Here is a 13,903-nt window from a genome sequence, read left to right as displayed (position 1 = left end):
GATCAGCCTAAATCAAACCGAATGATGCGGATCAACCCTCTTGTCGACGATCCGTCTCCGAAGGCGGCCACCGTGCCACAGGGGAATACCTCTTTCGCACCGTCGTGGTTGATGAATGAGATCGTGCAGTGTGCCAGCGTTCCCGGCGTGATCCGGGTGATGCCGCAGTCATTCAAGACGAAGCCGTACCACATAAGTTCAGGGCTTATCGAAAGCGCCATGGGGCGCGCGGTGGAGGCGATCATCTCGGCAACAGCGCCGCCGCGCGAATCCACTTCGTCCAGCCGCAGCTCAACGAGAACAGGCTTCAGGTTTGGATAGGGTGTGCTCATTCCAGCAGCGGGTCTGCCTGATTCGCTAGCCTGGGCAGTGACGTTGTGAACCTGTGCATTGGGGATCTCAATGTTCTGCATTACTGAGCCCCACCCACCTGCAGCGCCACATACTCCGCCAGCCCCCGGCAGGCCAGCATCAGCCCCTCGCGCACACCGTCGCCGATATCGTCTTTCTCTTCCCCGTCCACGCGCACGCGTTCGGCGGCGTGATATAGCTCCAACAACGACACCAGACCCACCGCAGCGCGGTCCCGGCGAGCGGCGGCCACGGCTTGGCCGGGTGTGCTGGCGGGCCCCGGCCACGGCTGTCCATCGGCGGCGTCACCGGCCTGGATGCGCTGCAGGCAGCCGGGCAGATTGATCGGTGCGGGGGCTTCGTTCGCAGCGGCGAAAGCGGCTTCCAACGGCTGCGCCAGTTCGGGTGGCAGGCGCAGCGCGGCCTCGCCAAGGGTGGCGCTCAGGTACGGGTGATGGGTCTTGGGCATGCGGGCGTCCTCGTCGGCAACAGAGGGGCCACCCGAAGAGGGTGGCGGGCGATGCGTGGCTTCCAAGACCGGGTCAACGAATCGGCGGGCACGAGGCCCCCACGCACCGCCCGCCGTCGATCGGCTAACGGATTGCCAGCCGGCGCCGCCCCTGAAAGGACGACGCCGGCTGGCAAGCGTATACATCGTTGACAACACGGGCTTGGAAGTCCCGACCACCTTTTGCAGGTGGCGATTCATCATGCGCACGCGAAATCCCCGCCTGCCAGTCGTTTGTTTTGATGGCATCGGGTGATCTGAAAGGAAAAATGAATTATCGCGTTTGGCCTGTTTCGAGCATTGCAATGCCAGAAGCGACATATCGCGCAGTGCCGTCATCATCGGCCATCCGGGCCGCGCCACTGTGCGACGTAAAGCTGGCTTAACAGCCTCGGTAAGGCACCAAGGCAACGATACCAGGCGTGAATCCCCACGCGCGCTACCCGGATCTTGATATTCCTCACGGACCGCCCGCAGCGCCCACCGCATACTGCGGCTACACGCCCACCTGGGCCCCTTCGGGATCCGCACATGCGTCGCCATGCCCTGTCGCTCACCGTCGCACTGGTGTCCACCGCTTTCGTGGCCCCGGCCATGGCCGCGGTGCCGTTCTTCAACGCCAGCTGCCCGGGCGGTGTCGATGTGCACGCCGACGAAGGCGGCCCCGTCTACGTGCAGGGCCGCGAGGCGGCGCTCAAGCGCTTCAACGACCGCTACGTCGAAGCACGCGATGCCAATAGCGGCATCACGTTGTCGATCAGCAGCAGCGAGGATGGCACGCCGCAGATCAGCTACACCGGCCGTGGCGGCGCCAATGGCATCTGCCGGGTCAGTGCCAGCGGAACGCCGGCGCGGGAAGAGCATCGCGATCGCCGTCGCCACGATGACGACAGCGATGCGGCGCTGCCGCGCGAGGTGACCTGCGAATCCACCGACCAGCAGCAGGTGTCGTGCGAGATGGATACGCGCGGCAACGTGGAGGTGGTGCGCCAGCTGAGCCACACCCGCTGCGAACAAGGGCAGAACTGGGGCCTGTCGCGGCACTCGGTATGGGTGAACGGCGGGTGCCGGGCGGTGTTCCGCAATGTGTCCAAGGTGGCGTACAGCGCGCCGGCGGGTGATACCGCGCTGGGCTCCTGCAATTTGCGCAAGGGCGCGCAGGGCACGCTGGTGACCCGGATGCCGGTGGGTAGCGACTACCAGGAACTGATCATCGATTACCCCGATGGCCGCTTCTTGTGCATGATGCGCAACAACGGCCAGGTGCAGAGCCTGACGCCGGTTCGTCGCCGCGGCGGTTGAGTTCGCCGTGGGCGGGGGCCTCCGTCAGCCGCCTGGTGTTCGCAGTAGCACCCATGCCAGTATCAGGGTGAACACACCAATGACGGTCAGGCCGAACCACGCCGCGGCCACCTTAACGTTGCCGATCAACGCCGCCAACATCCGGTCCAGTTCGCTTGTCAGAATCGGATACTCAGCGTGCGCCTTGCGCAGACGCTGCCAACCGAACGCCAAGAACAGCAGAAGCGAGAATGGCGTCAGCAGCAGCGCCGCCTGCATCAGCCAGCCGTTCGGCGACGCATCGATCAAGCTGTTCAACAGAACCGCAAAAAAAGCGATGGGCAGCGCGACGATGAAGAAGCGTGGCCAGGCGGTGTTGATAAAGGGCGACATCACAATCTTCCATGAAAGGCGGCAGGTCAGTGCGGCATCATGCCATGCCGTTTCACTGCTGCACCGCTGCGGCACGCCAGGACGGAGGTCAGCGCGGGTTTACCGGGTCATTTCCCTTCTTGTAGGTGTACCCGGTGACATCCCAGCCGCCGCCATGGCCGGACGAGGGTTCCACCCAGGTGAATTCCCACGTCTGCAGGGAGCCGTCGGGAAGCAGGTTTTCCACCCGGTAGATTTCACCGGTAATGCCCTGCTCCGGCAGCTTTCCCGAAATCGATTCATCCGCGCGTGCAGACGCGCGCCCTACGGAGAACGCGCGCCGTTCCACCTGTACGTCGTCGTAACCCCCAACACGTTCCCGGTCGGCGGCGTAACGATGGGGCCGCGAACCACCGCTATCTTCATTGTGGACTTGACGGAGGTTGCGCTCAGGTTCGGTTGAAACCTGGGACTTACAGCATTCTCCGATTGCATAGGATGTCAGCTGGCGTCGATGATCTGCTTCACGATTGGTCGAAGCACCTTGTACGCGTTCTCACCTTTCAGCTGGTAGAGCTCGGGAGTAGGGTGTGTACAGTCAGACAGCAGCTCTCGCCAATTGGGCGTGGCAAGCAATGCCCAGAATTGGGAAGCTATTGGTATGTTCATCTCGTGGCCCAACTGATCGAGATGCATCACGTAGTACGGCATCCCTGTTTCTCGGGCGGGGTGGCACGATGGATTGGGCTCGTAGATCACCACGGTTTTGCCATGTTCTCTTGCAATACGAACCAGCTCGCCCATCACGCGCTTGTATTCCTGTGGTGATGCGGAGATCTTCCCAGACTCTGGACGGGAGAACAGATAGGCATCGCCAAGCCCAAAGTTCAGAGTCACGATCTGGGCATGGGATTTCGCCATGACAGACTCCCACGACTGGTGAATTCCGTCGGTCCCGTTCAGCGCATCTGAGGATTGAATTCCGCCAATCCCTTCGTTCTTCACAACGACACGATCACCGTACTCTGTCCGCAGCAAACGCTGCAGTGTGTTGGGCTGATTCATCGCGGCGATGATCGTTCCGGAAGGCGTGGCGGTGTAGCCTACGGTCGTGGAGTCGCCATATTCCTCGATGAGGATCTGCTTCGTTGTCGCATCAACCGGAGCCGCAGCATCTGCAGTAGTGACGGGCGCAGAGCAGGCGACAAGGAGGGGCGAAACGGCGGCCAGTCGTGCTAGTCGGAGTATGAAGATCATGGACGGATTCTACCCCTCCCGAATGCCGCTATCGGTACCGATTCGTTCCTGATCGGTCGTCAAGCCACAGGCTGCAGCAGGTCCTCGCGATTGTTCGGGGGCCTGCTTGCCGCGCGCCTGACGCCGATTTGCCGAGATTCCGCGGCGTCGTGCCTGGGGCGGGGCAGGGCAGCGTCCCGCTACTGCTGGTTTACCGGGTCATTTCCCTTCTTGTAGGTGTACCCGGTGACATCCCAGCCGCCGCCATGGCCGGACGAGGGTTCCACCCAGGTGAATTCCCACGTCTGCAGGGAGCCGTCGGGAAGCAGGTTTTCCACCCGGTAGATCTCACCGGGAATGCCCTGCTCCGGCAGCTTTCCCGGAATCGATTCATCCGCGCGTGCAGACGCGCGCCCCACCGAGAATGCACGCCGTTCCACCTGTACGTTGCCGTAGCCCTGCGGGGCGAACGACGGCTTTACCCGCTGCGCCACCCAGTCGAGCACCTGGCGTGCGCTGGCAGTCTGCATGGGATACGCGTCGGTGGTCACCGTATGCGTGATGCGTTGCGAGGAGGCATTGGCAGCTGCCGGAAACAGTCCGCCCAGGGCAATTGCCAGTACCGCAAATCCATTGAGTGCATGTTTCATTTGCGTCGTTCTCCAGGGTTGGGGAAATGAAGCCGCACCGTCCGGGTGCCGAAGCAGGGTGGACACAAGGACCGCCGTGGGTAAGAGGCGATGCCGACTCGGGTGTGAAGTGGATCAAGGAAGGGCGGGTTCCTGACCGCTCAGCGCTGGAATCCCTGACGGGGGCGCCTTTGTGCTCGCGGCGATCCGGGTATTGCCCTGCTGCACCGCCGCGAGTGGTGTCACACAGCTCTGGCTAGACTGTGCTTCTTTTTTCCCACCGCAGGAGGCACCCATGGCCCATCCCATCTCCGTATCCCTGATTGGCGTTCCCACCGACGTCGGTGCGGGCCATCGCGGTGCACGGCTGGGGCCGGAGGCGCTGCGCGTGGCGGGCCTGCCGGAGGCGCTGGAAGCACGTGGTGTGGACGTCCGTGACGTGGGCAATCTGGATGGCCCGCGCAACCCGTGGACCGCGCCGGTGGAAGGCTACCGCCATCTGGATGAAGTGGTGGCGTGGAACCATGCACTGATGGAAGCCAGCTACGCCGAGCTGCAGGCCGGCCGCATGCCCATCATGCTCGGCGGCGACCACTGCCTGGGGATCGGTTCGATCACCGCCGTCTCGCGCTGGTGCCGCGAGCAGGGCAAGACCCTGCGCGTGCTGTGGCTGGATGCGCACTCGGATTTCAACACCAGCGATGTCACCCCGTCGGGCAACATCCACGGCATGCCGGTGGCCTGCCTGTGCGGCCTCGGCCCGGAGGCGCTGACCCACCTGGGCGGCAGCGCACCGGCGATCACCCCGGCGCAGATGCACCAGATCGGCATCCGCTCGGTGGACCCGGAGGAGAAGCGCCTGATCAAGACCCACAAGGTGGATGTGTACGACATGCGCTACATCGATGAGAACGGCATGAAGCGCGCGGTGGAGGCGGCGCTGGCCGGCATCGATGAGAACACCCACCTGCATGTCAGCTTCGATGTGGACTTCCTCGACCCGAGCATCGCGCCGGGCGTGGGCACCACGGTGCCGGGTGGGGTGAACTACCGCGAGGCGCAGCTGGTGATGGAGATGATCGCCGACACCGGGCGCATGGGATCGCTGGACATCGTCGAGCTCAACCCCTTGCTGGACAAGCAGAATGCCACCGCCGAACTGGCCGTGGACCTGGTCGAAAGCCTGTTCGGCAAGTCCACCCTGATGCGCGACTGAGGGCCTGGCCTGAACGGATCGCCGATCCGTTCACACCCGCTCCACGCCGCTGCCGCCAGATTGCACTTCACGCGGCGGCGGTGGCAGTGTGCCCTCCCGCCGAGCGACAGAACCCCATCCGCGAATGAAGCGGTGTAGCGGCGAACCCAAGGAGAAGCCCATGAAGCGCGTAGTTGCCCTGATGCTGTTGTCGATGTTCTCGGTGGCCCTGCTGGCCGGTTGCAATACCGTTGCCGGTGCCGGCAAGGACGTGCAGAAGGCCGGTGAAAAAGTTGAGGACGCCGCCAAGGGCAAGTGAGCCCGGCGCGGATTGGAAGCGAAAAGGCCGGGAATCTTCCCGGCCTTTTTTGTGCGCGCTGTTTGCCGCATGGCCGTCGAAGCGGAGTGAACCATTCAAGCAGGTGAGCATGTATTTCATTGCCGGTTGACCGGTACTCAACAGCCGCTGCGCGAAGCTGGAGCCACGGTAAGAACGCCGTTGCAACCAAGGACTCCCAGCAATGAACAAAGACATCATTTCCGGCAAGTGGTCGCAGCTGAAGGGCAAGGCCCAGGCCAAGTGGGGCGATCTGACCAACGACGACTTCGATGTGGCCGAAGGCAATGCCGAGTATCTGGCCGGCCGCCTGCAGGAACGTTATGGCTGGGCCAAGGACCGCGCGGAGAAGGAAGTGCGCGAGTTCCAGGACGCGGTGAGCAAGGACTACCCGGACTACAAGTAAGCGCTTCGGTTTCCCCCACAACACGACGCCCGCACCGTGAGGTTGCGGGCGTCGTGTTGTCTGCGCGGGACGATCAGCGCGCCGGCGGGTCCGGCACGTAGCGGTTGGGGAACGCCTGCGGTTCGCGCGGCAGGCGCGAGGGCGAATCCACCAGAATGCCGCGCGCACGCAGGTTGCGGGCGCTGTCGTAGCGCAGCTGCAATACCTGTGCGGGGCTGCGGCTGGCGCGCTCGAAGTCGGTATCGCGCACCGAGGACTGCTCGCGCGCACCGTGGCCGGTACCCAGCGCTGGGGCCTGCGACTTGCTGGCGTAGCCTTCGATGCGGCTGGCATTGGCACTGGCACTGGCATCGGCCGCCGCTTCGGCCGCCGGGGCCGGCAGCGGCAGGCCACGGCGCAGGATCGGCTCGGGGCGCCAGCGACGTGCCTCTTCGAACACCGCCACGCCCACAACGCCGATGTTGTCCGGGCGGCCGGTGCGGCTGGCATAGCTGCCGCTGGGGCTGCTGAACACGAACTGCGCCACTTCGTCCTGGCTCTTGCGCCAGCCGGTGATGTCGGCGCGCTGGCCGGGGCTGAGCACGTAGCCGGTCTGCGAGGGATCGGCATCCTCGCCGGAGATGGCGTTGACGCCGTCCACCGACAGCACCACCAGCACCCGGCGCGGGCTGTCGTTGTACAGGCGCACGGCGTAGCGGTGGCCGCGCTCGCCGGCCACCCAGCGCTGGCCCTCGGCGGGGTAGCTGCGCAGTTCGGTGCCACGGTCGCGGTCGACCAGGGTCATGCGCACCGGGCCGCCTTCGTAGGCCGGTGGCGGAGGTGGCGCCGGGCGGAAGCCGGCCAGGGGCAGGATCAGCAGCAGGGGCAGCAGGCGTTTCATCGGGCGTCTCCAGCGGGGTTGGGTGAATGAACGCGCCGCAGGCCCTGACGGGGTTGGTGGCGTGCAAGGTAAACTGGCCCCGTTCATCGAAGGTTACCCCACGCAGTCATGACGACCCGAGTCCTTACCGGCATCACCCCCTCCGGCACGCCCCACCTGGGCAACTACGTTGGCGCCATCCGTCCGGCCATCGCCGCCAGCCGCGCGCCGGGGATCGAGAGCTTCTTCTTCCTGGCCGACCTGCACAGCCTGATCAAGTCGCAGGACCCGCAGCGCACCCAGCGCGCGACCCTGGAGATCGCGGCCAGCTGGCTGGCCTGCGGCCTGGACCCGGAACACGTGTGGTTCTACCGCCAGAGCGACATCCGCGAGACCACCGAGCTGATGTGGTTCCTGACCGCCATCGCCAGCAAGGGCATCCTCAACCGGGCGCACGCCTACAAGGCGGCAGTGGACAAGAACCGCGAGGAAGGCGTGGACGAGGACGCAGGCGTCAGCGCCGGCCTGTTCATGTACCCGGTGCTGATGGCCGCCGACATCCTGATCTTCAAGGCCAACCAGGTGCCGGTGGGCCGTGACCAGATCCAGCACATCGAGATGGCGCGCGATTTCGCCCAGCGCTTCAACCACGTGTACGGCAAGGAGTACTTCCCGCTGCCGGACGTGGTGATCGATGAGCAGGTGGCGACGCTGGCCGGCCTGGATGGCCGCAAGATGAGCAAGAGCTACCACAACACCATTCCGCTGTTCGTGCCGCGCGAGGAGCTGAAGAAGCTGGTGTTCTCGATCCTGACCGACTCGCGCGCACCGGGTGAGCCGAAGGACACCGAAGGCTCGGCGCTGTTCCAGATGTACCAGGCGTTCGCCACGCCGGAACAGACCGCAGAGTTCGCCAAGGCGTTCGCTGCCGGCATCAGCTGGGGTGACGCCAAGCAGCAGCTGTTCGAGCGCATCGACAGCGAACTGTCGCCGCTGCGCGAGCGCTACAACGCGCTGATGGCCGAGCCGGAGAAGATCGAAGCGCTGCTCAAGCGCCGTGGGCAGCAGCTGCGCGAGCAGTTGGCGGCACCGCTGCTGGAAGAACTGCGCCACGCCGTGGGTCTGCGCGACCTGTCCACGGCGGGCGACATCGCCAGCGAAGATGCCGGCGTGGCCCGCGTGGCGCCGCCGCAATTCAAGCAGTACCGCGAGAAGGACGGCCGGTTCTACTTCAAGCTGACCGCCGGCGACGGCACGCTGCTGATCCAGAGCGAAGGCTTCGATTCGCCGCGTGATGCCGGCCAGCTGATCGCGGTGATCAAGCAGGCCGAGCAGGGCGACCAGCTGCAGAGCGAGCTGTTCAAGCTGGACGCCGAGGTGGACGCCGTGCTGGCCGCACTGGCCGTGCTGCGCGAAGCGGCCTGATCGCCGGGCCTGCCTGCCCTTTGTAGAGTCGAGCCATGCTCGACTTTGCTCCGCCCCTGTAGAGCCGAGCCCGTGCTCGGCTCTACAGGGAAGCCCCCCGCCGGCACGACCGTGGCACAGCACCCATGGCATGATGTCCGCGCGCCGCCGGCGCGATGACATGGAGTCTGCGATGGCCTGGTTGTCGCTGCTGCTGTTCCTGCCCTGGTTCCTGCTGCTGGGCAGCCTGTACTGGCTGTTCCCGCGCCAGCCGCGTACCGCGCGGCGGCGCCTGTTCGATGGCACCACCCTGGTACTGGCGTTCGCGCTGAGCATTGTGTCGATGCTGTGGGGCTACCGCATCGGCGTGGTGCAACCCGGCGCCGGCCCGATCTGGCCGCAGGTGCTGGCGGTGCTGTACGCCTACGGCGCGTTCCTGGCGGTGCTGGTGCTGGCGTTGCTGCTGCGACCGCGCTGGCTGGACCGGTAACCCCGCCTTTGTAGAGTCGAGCCATGCTCGACTGCACGCGCCCTCTGTAGAGCCGAGCCCATGCTCGGCTGATGTCTGGCAGAAAGGCAGCCGAGCATGGGCTCGGCTCTACGGAATCTGGACTCCGACCAAAGCCGCATCGAACCCGGGCCGCCTGCGCGCCTACCATGGGCGTCTGTTCCCGATCCTGCCAGGTGCGTGCCGATGACCTCCGACCCCAGCATCCACACCATCGATACCGGCTTCCAGCGCCCGGACTTCGACGCGGCTTACCTGATCGTTGAAAACGGCCGCGCCGCGTTTGTCGACTGCGGCACCGGCCTGTCGGTGCCGGCGATGCTGCAGGCGCTGGCGGATGCCGGCCTGGGCGTGGAAGCGGTGGACTGGTTGCTGCTCACGCACGTGCACCTGGACCACGCCGGCGGCGCCGGCCTGCTGATGCAGCAGCTGCCCAACGCAAAGGCGGTGCTGCACCCGCGCGGTGCGCCGCACATGATCGACCCGACCCGGCTGATCGCCGGTGCCACGGCGGTGTATGGCGCCGAAGAGATCGCGCGCAGCTATGGCCGCATCGAGGCGATTCCGGAGTCGCGCGTGGTGGTGGCCGAAGACGGCCACCGCATCGATCTGGCCGGCCGCGAGCTGGTGCTGCTGCACACGCCGGGTCACGCGCTGCACCACTATTGCGTATGGGATGCGCGCAGCCGCAGCTGGTTCACCGGCGATACCTTCGGTATCTCCTACCGCGAGCTGGACAGCGCGCAGGGCGCTTTCATCTTCCCGACCTCCTCGCCGGTGCAGTTCGACCCGGAGGCGATGAAGGCCTCGATCCAGCGCATGCTGGGCTACGGCCCGCAGGCGATGTACCTGACCCACTACGGTCGTGTGGAACAGGTGGAGAAACTGGCCGGCGACCTGTTCGAGCAGATCGATGCGATGGCCGCCATTGGCCGCCAGTGCGACGGTCGACCGGACCGCCATCGTTGCCTGTTGGCCGCGTTGCAGGCGCTGTATCTGGAACGTGCACAGCTGCATGGCTGTGCGCTGGACGATGCGGCAGTGACCACCGTGCTGGCGATGGATATCGAGCTCAATGCACAGGGCCTGGCCTGCTGGCTGGATCGCATCAGCAGGTAGATCCACGCCCTGCGTGGATGACGCGGGCCCAAGCCGCGCCGTGATGTCACGACCACGTTACACTCTGGTGACTTCCAAGCTAGCCGTGGTACTGCCGTGAATCCGATGCGCGTGTTGCTGCTGTCGTCCTGCCTGTTCGTCGGTGGCCTTGCCCATGCGGCCAACGACCTGCCGGGTGGCGGCATCGATCCGCAGGCGCTGTCGCGCCATGTGCGCGTTCTGGCGTCGGATGAATTCGAGGGCCGCGCGCCGGCCACCGAGGGTGAAGAGCGCACGGTGCAGTACCTGATCGAGCAGTTCCGCAGCTACGGCCTGCAGCCCGGCGGCGTGGATGGCAGCTGGGTGCAGCCGGTCCCGTTGGTGCGCGCGCAGCTGGACGGCCCGGCCAAGGCCAGCCTGTCGCTGAAGCAGGGCAAGCGTGCGCTGGCCAATGGCGTGGACGTGACCCTGCAGAGCCTGCAGCCGCGCAAGCGCGTGCAGTTCAGGAATGCGCCGCTGGTGTTCGTCGGCTATGGCATCGATGCGCCGGAACGCCAGTGGAACGACTACAAGGACGTGGACCTGCACGGCAAGATCGCCGTGGTGCTGATCAACGATGCTGATTTCGAGGCCGATGCGCCGGGCGCGTTTGACGGCAAGGCGGTGACCTACTACGGCCGCTGGACCTACAAGTTCGAGGAAGCCGCACGCCGTGGCGCCGAAGGCGTGCTGATCGTGCACGAGACCGCGCCGGCCGCCTACGGCTGGGCCACGGTGAAGAGCTCGGGCACATCGCCGCTGTTCGACATCGAGCGCGGCCAGGAGGAGGCGATGGCGCAGCACACGCCGCTGCGTGGCTGGATGCAGCGCGAGCTGGCCGAGGCGATCTTCGCCGACGCCGGCCTGGACTTCGATGCGGAGAAGCGCAAGGCGATGCGCGCCGACTTCCGCCCGGTGGCACTGGACAACGCCAAGCTGAGCGTGGACTTCGCGCTGAAGCGCGAGCAGGTGGTGACCCGCAACGTGGTGGCCAAGCTGCCCGGTGGCGAGCATGGCGACGAGGCGGTGATCTTCTCTGCGCACTGGGATGCCTTCGGTATCGGCCAGCCCGACGCCAAGGGCGACCGCATCCGCCGCGGTGCGATCGACAACGCCACCGGCGTGGCCACGGTGCTGGAACTGGGCCGGGTGTTCGCCGCCGGCCCGCAGCCGCAGCGCACGCTGTACTTCGTGGCGCTGACCGCCGAAGAGAAGGGCCTGCTGGGCGCCAGCTACTACGCCGCGCACCCGCTGGCGCCGCTGGACAAGACCGCCGCGGTGCTGAACATCGAGATGTTCAGCCCGGATGGCCCGACCCGCGACATCGCGTCGTGGGGCAAGGGCCGGGTCTCGCTGGAAGGCGACCTGGAACGCGTGGCCAAGGCCCGCGGCCGCAGCTACAGCCCGGACCCGAACCTGGAAGCGGGCTTCTTCTACCGCGCTGACCACTTCGCCTTCGCCCGCCTGGGCGTGCCGGCAATCACCATCGGCCCGGGCCTGGACAAGCTGGACGGTGGGGTTGAAGCCGGCCGCGCGCTGCGCGAGAAGTACTTCGCCGATTGCTACCACCAGGCCTGCGATGCCTGGACGCCGCGCTGGGACCCGAGCGGCCACGCTGCCGATACCCTGCTGGTCTACGACCTGGGCGCGGAGCTGGCCAACAGCCGCCGCTGGCCGACGTGGGAAAAGGAATCGGAGTTCCGCGGCGCGCGCGACAAGAGCGAAGCGGCCCGCCGCTGAGGTGGTGCCGGCCGCTGGCCGGCAAGTCCCTGCTCTTTCCGGAGGTTCATGAGGTTGCCGGCCAGCGGCCGGCACGACCGAAAGAATGTGGAGGTGTCGGCCAGCCGGCGGCACGACCGGGTGTTCGTCAGCGCCGGCGCAGCAGCTTCCACGCGCCCCAGCCGCTGGCGGCGAGCGCTGCCAGATAGCACGCCACCATCGTGCGCAGGCCGACCAGCGATCCGCCGTTGACGCCGCGATGCAGGCGCAGTTGCAGCGAGCTGTGGCCGCTGCCCAGGTCCACTGCCAGCTGCAGCGCCAGTGCGGCGCAGAACAGCAGCAGGGCGATCCCGAAACCGATGCGTGGCCATGCGGCCTGTGCGCTGGGGCGGCGCAGCAGCCAGGCCAGTGCCGTGGCTGCGGCCAGCGTCACCGCGATCCACATCAGTGGAGGAGCGGGAGACGCAGCGGCCACCGGCATTGCACCGGTGGCCGCGATCAGGGCAACGCGCTTACTTGCGGGTGCCGTCGAGCCAGTTCGGGCCCTTGTTGGTGAGGAAGAACACATAGACCACCAACGATACCGCGATCGTGGCAGTCACGTAGAGGGCGAACCAATCGACGTGGCCGGTCTTCAGCGCGCCCTGGTACAGCAGCGGGGCGGTGCCGCCGAACAGCGAGTTGGCCAGCGCATAGCCCAGGCCCACGCCCAGTGCACGCACGTGGGTGGGGAACAGTTCGGCCTTCACCACCGCGTTGATGGAGGTGTAGCCGGTGAGGATGACGAACGCCAGCGCCAGGGTCAGGAAGGCAAGGGTGGCGTCATGCTGGTGCGGCAGCTGGGTGATCAGGTACCAGCTGTACAGCACGCCGCCGACGCCGAAGAACACCAGCAGGGTCTTGCGGCCGATGATGTCCGACAGCCAGCCACCGACCGGCTGCAGCACCATCAGGAAGGCCAGCACGCCCAGGTTGATCAGGGTGCCGGTCATCGGATCGTTGCCGGCGAAGGCGCTCTGGATCATCTTCGGGCCGTTCACCGAGTAGGTGTAGAAGGCCACGGTGCCGCCGGCGGTGATCAGGAAGCACAGCAGCAGCGGTCGCCACTGGTGCACGAACAGCTCGTACATCGAGCCGGACTTCTGCGCCTTGCCCTCGCGCGCGGCCTCGATGGACGACTCCGACAGCGACTCGTCCATGCCACGGCGCAGCCAGAACACCACCACCGCGGCGATGCCGCCGATGCCGAAGGCGATGCGCCAGCCCCACTCGGAGATTTCCGGCTTGCCCCAGAAGGTCAGCATCAGCAGCAGGGTCAGCTGGGCCAGCACGTGGCCGCCAACCAGGGTGACGTAGTGGAAGGACGACAGGAAGCCGCGGCGGCCGGGAATGGCGGCTTCGGACATGTAGGTGGCGCTGGCGCCGTACTCGCCACCGGTGGCGAAGCCCTGCAGCAGCCGTGCGAACAGCAGGATGACCGCGGCCCAGATGCCGATGCTGGCGGCGGTGGGGGTGATGGCGATCAGGAACGAGCACAGTGCCATCAGCGTGACCGAGACGGTCAGCGCCAGGCGGCGGCCATGGCGGTCGGCGAAGCGGCCGAAGAACCAGGCGCCGATCGGGCGCATCAGGAAGGTCGCGGCGAAGATCGCCCACACGTACATCGTGGAGTTCTTGTCGTCGGGCGAGAAGAACTGCGATTCGAAGTACACGGCGAACACCGAGTACACGTAGACGTCGTACCACTCCACCAGGTTGCCGGCGGAGCCTTTGAGGGTGTTGGAGATCGACCGCCGCAGGGCGGCGCGGTCGTTCGCGGGGACAGCAGGTTGGGGCGTGGTGCTCATCTGGGTGGGAATCCTCGATGCGGCGCGTCCGTGCGCAGGGAAAACGGCGCCCGGCCTTGGGGCGGCGCGGCCGGGCAGCCCTCTTGGTACTGCATCGACCGTCAACACGGGGTA

17 protein-coding genes are annotated in these 13,903 nt (G+C 66.2%); 8 read left to right on the top strand and 9 right to left on the bottom strand.

The window, feature by feature from the left end; translation table 11 throughout:
* Positions 1-2: 2 nt before the first annotated feature.
* Both AC5P8F_RS14620 and AC5P8F_RS14615 read right to left on the bottom strand, forming a co-directional pair.
* Entirely contained in the window at positions 3-413 is a 411-nt protein-coding gene (locus tag AC5P8F_RS14620) for a hypothetical protein (protein ID WP_229653732.1), read from the bottom strand.
* The gene (locus AC5P8F_RS14615) at positions 413-820 is read right to left on the bottom strand and encodes a hypothetical protein (RefSeq protein WP_329768296.1); all 408 of its coding nucleotides are present in this window, start codon (positions 818-820) and stop codon (positions 413-415) included. The genes AC5P8F_RS14620 and AC5P8F_RS14615 overlap by 1 nt, the downstream gene beginning before the upstream one ends.
* A gap of 570 nt (positions 821-1,390) precedes the next feature.
* Between AC5P8F_RS14615 and AC5P8F_RS14610 the strand changes: the two genes are divergently transcribed.
* A complete protein-coding gene (locus AC5P8F_RS14610) occupies positions 1,391-2,161 on the top strand; it encodes a DUF3011 domain-containing protein (RefSeq protein ID WP_495228448.1) in 771 nt (256 codons plus the stop codon).
* 24 nt (positions 2,162-2,185) lie between these two features.
* Here AC5P8F_RS14610 and AC5P8F_RS14605 read toward each other — a convergent pair whose 3' ends face one another.
* From AC5P8F_RS14605 to AC5P8F_RS14590, 4 genes are all read right to left on the bottom strand, one after another.
* The gene (locus AC5P8F_RS14605) at positions 2,186-2,533 is read right to left on the bottom strand and encodes a hypothetical protein (protein WP_111206489.1); all 348 of its coding nucleotides are present in this window, start codon (positions 2,531-2,533) and stop codon (positions 2,186-2,188) included.
* 88 nt (positions 2,534-2,621) lie between these two features.
* Entirely contained in the window at positions 2,622-2,861 is a 240-nt protein-coding gene (locus tag AC5P8F_RS14600; RefSeq protein ID WP_229653733.1) for a hypothetical protein, read from the bottom strand.
* A gap of 152 nt (positions 2,862-3,013) precedes the next feature.
* Positions 3,014-3,769, bottom strand: coding sequence for an SGNH/GDSL hydrolase family protein (locus AC5P8F_RS14595; RefSeq protein ID WP_111206487.1), 756 nt, complete (start codon positions 3,767-3,769; stop codon positions 3,014-3,016).
* A gap of 179 nt (positions 3,770-3,948) precedes the next feature.
* Entirely contained in the window at positions 3,949-4,398 is a 450-nt protein-coding gene (locus AC5P8F_RS14590; RefSeq protein ID WP_046428110.1) for a hypothetical protein, read from the bottom strand.
* 274 nt (positions 4,399-4,672) lie between these two features.
* Here AC5P8F_RS14590 and rocF point away from each other — a divergent pair, with 274 nt between their 5' ends.
* The 3 genes from rocF to AC5P8F_RS14575 all read left to right on the top strand — a co-directional run bounded on the left by rocF (position 4,673) and on the right by AC5P8F_RS14575 (position 6,315).
* Positions 4,673-5,593, top strand: a complete 921-nt coding sequence (gene rocF, locus AC5P8F_RS14585) for an arginase (protein WP_053494622.1) — start codon at positions 4,673-4,675, stop codon at positions 5,591-5,593.
* 160 nt (positions 5,594-5,753) lie between these two features.
* Positions 5,754-5,891: an entericidin A/B family lipoprotein gene (locus AC5P8F_RS14580; RefSeq protein WP_014035659.1), complete on the top strand. Its 138-nt coding sequence runs from the start codon at positions 5,754-5,756 to the stop codon at positions 5,889-5,891.
* A gap of 202 nt (positions 5,892-6,093) precedes the next feature.
* Positions 6,094-6,315, top strand: a complete 222-nt coding sequence (locus AC5P8F_RS14575) for a CsbD family protein (protein ID WP_004153772.1) — start codon at positions 6,094-6,096, stop codon at positions 6,313-6,315.
* A 73-nt stretch (positions 6,316-6,388) separates the two neighbouring features.
* Here the strand turns inward: AC5P8F_RS14575 and AC5P8F_RS14570 are convergent, their stop codons facing one another.
* Positions 6,389-7,195: a hypothetical protein gene (locus tag AC5P8F_RS14570; protein ID WP_142235561.1), complete on the bottom strand. Its 807-nt coding sequence runs from the start codon at positions 7,193-7,195 to the stop codon at positions 6,389-6,391.
* A gap of 108 nt (positions 7,196-7,303) precedes the next feature.
* Between AC5P8F_RS14570 and AC5P8F_RS14565 the strand changes: the two genes are divergently transcribed.
* The 4 genes from AC5P8F_RS14565 to AC5P8F_RS14550 all read left to right on the top strand — a co-directional run bounded on the left by AC5P8F_RS14565 (position 7,304) and on the right by AC5P8F_RS14550 (position 11,963).
* A complete protein-coding gene (locus AC5P8F_RS14565; protein ID WP_032956245.1) occupies positions 7,304-8,599 on the top strand; it encodes a tryptophan--tRNA ligase in 1,296 nt (431 codons plus the stop codon).
* 172 nt (positions 8,600-8,771) lie between these two features.
* The gene (locus AC5P8F_RS14560) at positions 8,772-9,068 is read left to right on the top strand and encodes a hypothetical protein (protein WP_032956243.1); all 297 of its coding nucleotides are present in this window, start codon (positions 8,772-8,774) and stop codon (positions 9,066-9,068) included.
* A gap of 204 nt (positions 9,069-9,272) precedes the next feature.
* Complete coding sequence (locus AC5P8F_RS14555) at positions 9,273-10,205, top strand: MBL fold metallo-hydrolase (RefSeq protein WP_495228445.1); 933 nt, start codon at positions 9,273-9,275, stop codon at positions 10,203-10,205.
* 105 nt (positions 10,206-10,310) lie between these two features.
* Positions 10,311-11,963 carry a M28 family metallopeptidase gene (locus AC5P8F_RS14550; protein ID WP_329768297.1) on the top strand — a complete coding sequence of 551 codons (1,653 nt, stop codon included), beginning with the start codon at positions 10,311-10,313 and terminating at the stop codon, positions 11,961-11,963.
* A 127-nt stretch (positions 11,964-12,090) separates the two neighbouring features.
* Here AC5P8F_RS14550 and AC5P8F_RS14545 read toward each other — a convergent pair whose 3' ends face one another.
* Together AC5P8F_RS14545 and AC5P8F_RS14540 are read right to left on the bottom strand one after the other, a co-directional pair.
* Positions 12,091-12,387: a hypothetical protein gene (locus AC5P8F_RS14545; protein WP_014645635.1), complete on the bottom strand. Its 297-nt coding sequence runs from the start codon at positions 12,385-12,387 to the stop codon at positions 12,091-12,093.
* Between the two features lie 67 nt (positions 12,388-12,454).
* Entirely contained in the window at positions 12,455-13,789 is a 1,335-nt protein-coding gene (locus AC5P8F_RS14540; RefSeq protein ID WP_014645636.1) for an MFS transporter, read from the bottom strand.
* Positions 13,790-13,903 lie beyond the last annotated feature (114 nt).

It is taken from the genome of Stenotrophomonas sp. YJH_SMC_69, assembly GCF_059370495.1.
Note: the sequence above shows the minus strand (reverse complement) of the source record. Positions and strands in the feature narration are given on the sequence as shown.